We start from the raw sequence: 2,500 nt of genomic DNA, 5'->3' as shown, positions 1-2,500 counted from the left end.
ATGCTAAACAATACACCTGCACAATATAAAAAAGAATATCCGTTTCTAAAGGAAGTAGATAGCCTTGCCCTTGCTAATGCACAGCTTAATTTAGAGAAGGCATATAAAAATTCTTTAGAGATAAAAAAACAGCCTTTCCAAAGTTCAAGAAAAAGAAAGGTTACCAGTCTTATACTACAAATAATCAAAATGGAACAGTAACACTTGAAGGTAGTTATCTAAAAGTTCCAAAGTTAAAGACAAAAATAAAAATAAAACAACACAGACAATTTGAAGGAAGAATTAAATCCGTAACTATATCAAAAACGCCAACAGGCAAATATTATGCTTCTATACTTGTAGAAGAAGAAATTAAAGAATTACCTAAAATAGATAAAAAAGTAGGTATAGATTTAGGAATTAAAGAATTTGCTATTTTATCTGATGGAACAAAGGTAGAAAATCCAAAATGGTTAAGAAAAACAGAAAAAGAATTAAAATTATACAAAAATCATTATCAAGAAAGCAAAAGCAAAGTAAAAACTATGAAAGGACAAGACAAAAACTTGCTAAATTATACGAAAAAATATCAAATCAAAGAAAAGATTTTCTTCACAAATTATCTTCTAAAATTATACACGAAAACCAAGTGATAGTTTTAGAAGATTTACAGGTAAAGAATATGCAACAAAATCATAAATTAGCCAAAGCAATAACAGAAGTATCATGGGCAGAATTTAGAAGGATGTTAGAATATAAAGCAAGATGGTATGGCAGAGAAATAATAATAGCACCACAAAATTATGCATCAAGTCAAACATGTAGTGAATGTGGATATAAAAATCCTGATGTAAAGAATTTAGCATTGAGAGAATGGAAATGTCCAAAGTGTGGTGCAGTTCATGATAGAGATATAAATGCAAGTAAGAATTTGCTAAAATTAGCCATGTGATTGGTATATATGGGGAAGGAACAGCCCTTTGAGCGTGGGTAATCTGGTAACAGAAGTTACCTTGACCACGAAGCCACCACTTCTATAAGTGGGGGTAGTTCACTGAAGGGAACTTTAAGAACACACTACTTCACATATGGGGTTATTTTAAAGACGAAGCAACAGTAAAGGAAGAAAATAAGTTTTTTAAACTAATGAATAAAAAGAATTTTATAAAGCAAAGAAATTTCTTTATAAACTGTCTAAAAAATATAAAGTTCAATATCTGATAGACTCATATTATTTTATCTACGATAACCTTTATATGCAAAAAGAGCTGTCATAACGACAGCTCTTTTTAAAATAACCCTGCCAACATACTTCCTAGTAAAACTCCTAAAACTCCTAAAACTCCTGATAATGTAGCTGGTGCTGGTAAGGGAAGTCTAAGCTTTTTAAAAATCGCTCCTAATATCATACCAGCTAAAATAGATAATATTATTACCTTCATGCTCTCAAGCCCCCTATCTTATCTACTACAATTGCACCAAGCCAAACACCAAATATCCCCATGAAAGCTGGTATATTTGGAGGGGCAGGGATGGGTAGCAACAATTTTGAGAAGATAAATCCTACAATCATTCCTGCAATTATAGACATCATAATTTCTCTTAAGTTTTGCATAACAAATTCCCCCATTAGAAAAAATTACATAAATTTCTTAAAGACACAAAAGGAGAAGGCATAAACCTTCTCCTTTTAATATTAAACTTGGTGACCCCTAGGGGATTCGAACCCCTGTTACCACCGTGAAAGGGTGGTGTCTTAACCACTTGACCAAGGGGCCAAAATCTTAAACTTAAGTGCCAGGCACTTAAGTTTAAGTTGTTACCCGGCAGTCACCTACTCTCCCAGGCCGTCTCCAGCCTAGTACCATCGGCGTAGGTAGGCTTAACCTTCGTGTTCGGAATGGGAACGGGTGTTTCCCTACCTCCATTACCACCGGATTTCACTGCACAATAAGATCAAGCCCTCGACCTATTAGTACCAGTCAGCTAAACGCCTTACGACGCTTACACCTCTGGCCTATCTACCTGGTAGTCTTCCAGGGGTCTTACCGCTTCCGCGTGGGAAATCTCATCTTGGGGTGGGCTTCGCGCTTAGATGCCTTCAGCGCTTATCCCTTCCGAACTTGGCTACCCAGCTGTGCCATTGGCATGACAACTGGTGCACCAGAGGTTCGTCCATCCCGGTCCTCTCATACTAAGGACAGCTCCCCTCAAATTTCCTACGCCCGCGACGGATAGGGACCGAACTGTCTCACGACGTTCTGAACCCAGCTCGCGTGCCGCTTTAATGGGCGAACAGCCCAACCCTTGGGACCTACTTCAGCCCCAGGATGCGACGAGCCGACATCGAGGTGCCAAACCTCCCCGTCGATGTGGACTCTTGGGGAGATCAGCCTGTTATCCCCGAGGTAGCTTTTATCCGTTGAGCGATGGCCCTTCCACTCAGAACCACCGGATCACTAAGCCCGACTTTCGTCCCTGTTCGAGATGTCTCTCTCTCAGTCAAGCTCCCTTCTGCCTT

The 2,500-nt window shown here is 38.8% G+C and carries 5 protein-coding genes, 1 tRNA gene, 2 rRNA genes and 1 pseudogene (2 of these 9 only partly in view); 4 read left to right on the top strand and 5 right to left on the bottom strand.

Annotation, left to right across the window (positions count from 1 at the left end):
* A protein-coding gene (locus PWK10_RS15780; protein ID WP_274766689.1) for a helix-turn-helix domain-containing protein crosses the window boundary here: on the top strand, positions 1-7 show its end. 137 nt of this gene lie to the left of the window's left edge; only the last 7 of its 144 coding nucleotides appear in the window; its start codon lies beyond the left edge, outside the window; the stop codon is at positions 5-7.
* Positions 1-201, top strand: a complete 201-nt coding sequence (locus PWK10_RS15775; protein ID WP_274766688.1) for a hypothetical protein — start codon at positions 1-3, stop codon at positions 199-201. The genes PWK10_RS15780 and PWK10_RS15775 overlap by 7 nt, the downstream gene beginning before the upstream one ends.
* Before the next feature lie 247 nt (positions 202-448).
* Positions 449-931 (top strand): RNA-guided endonuclease TnpB family protein, encoded by a 483-nt coding sequence (locus PWK10_RS15765; protein ID WP_274766687.1) that lies wholly within the window; start codon positions 449-451, stop codon positions 929-931.
* A 113-nt stretch (positions 932-1,044) separates the two neighbouring features.
* A pseudogene (locus PWK10_RS20175) lies at positions 1,045-1,200 on the top strand (DUF1722 domain-containing protein); the annotation flags it as partial.
* Between the two features lie 68 nt (positions 1,201-1,268).
* Here PWK10_RS20175 and PWK10_RS15760 read toward each other — a convergent pair.
* The 5 genes from PWK10_RS15760 to PWK10_RS15740 form a co-directional block, all read right to left on the bottom strand.
* On the bottom strand, positions 1,269-1,421 hold the full coding sequence (locus PWK10_RS15760) for a XapX domain-containing protein (protein WP_274766686.1): 153 nt from the start codon (positions 1,419-1,421) through the stop codon (positions 1,269-1,271).
* Complete coding sequence (locus tag PWK10_RS15755; RefSeq protein ID WP_008908314.1) at positions 1,418-1,594, bottom strand: XapX domain-containing protein; 177 nt, start codon at positions 1,592-1,594, stop codon at positions 1,418-1,420. The genes PWK10_RS15760 and PWK10_RS15755 overlap by 4 nt, the downstream gene beginning before the upstream one ends.
* Before the next feature lie 88 nt (positions 1,595-1,682).
* Positions 1,683-1,757: transfer RNA gene (locus PWK10_RS15750), tRNA-Glu, on the bottom strand.
* A 43-nt stretch (positions 1,758-1,800) separates the two neighbouring features.
* Positions 1,801-1,917, bottom strand: a 5S ribosomal RNA gene (gene rrf, locus PWK10_RS15745).
* Between the two features lie 14 nt (positions 1,918-1,931).
* Positions 1,932-2,500, bottom strand: a 23S ribosomal RNA gene (locus PWK10_RS15740); it runs 2,307 nt beyond the window's last position.

This window comes from Caloramator sp. Dgby_cultured_2, from assembly GCF_028872215.1.
Lineage (GTDB): Bacteria > Bacillota > Clostridia > Clostridiales > Caloramatoraceae > Caloramator > Caloramator australicus.
The sequence above is the reverse complement of the archived record's forward strand: the minus strand, read 5'-3'. Positions and strand labels throughout refer to the sequence as shown.